At 65.6% G+C, this 395-nt stretch carries 1 protein-coding gene; it reads right to left on the bottom strand.

The features are described from left to right. Positions 1-395, bottom strand: a 395-nt coding sequence (locus U5A57_RS41420) for an electron transfer flavoprotein subunit alpha/FixB family protein (RefSeq protein WP_321918122.1), incomplete at both ends; no start/stop codon positions are given.

Consider the following 395-nt stretch of genomic DNA (forward strand, 5'->3'; position numbering starts at 1 on the left):
TCCGGCACGACCGTGAACAGGTCGCCCACGAGGCCGTAGTCGGCCACGCTGAAGATCGGCGCTTCTTCGTCCTTGTTGATCGCGACGATGACCTTCGAGTCCTTCATGCCGGCCAGATGCTGGATCGCGCCCGAGATGCCGACCGCCACGTACAGTTGCGGCGCGACGATCTTGCCCGTCTGACCGACCTGGTAGTCGTTCGGCACGTAGCCCGCGTCAACTGCAGCACGCGAGGCGCCGAGCGCTGCGTTGAGCTTGTCGGCGAGCGGCTCCAGCACCTTCGTGTAGTTCTCGCCGCTGCCCAGACCCCGGCCACCCGAGACGATGATCTTCGCGCTCGTGAGTTCCGGACGGTCGAGCTTCGTGACTTCACGGCCGACGAACTGCGTGAGGCC

It is taken from the genome of Paraburkholderia sp. J11-2 (assembly GCF_905220185.1).
Taxonomy (GTDB): domain Bacteria; phylum Pseudomonadota; class Gammaproteobacteria; order Burkholderiales; family Burkholderiaceae; genus Paraburkholderia.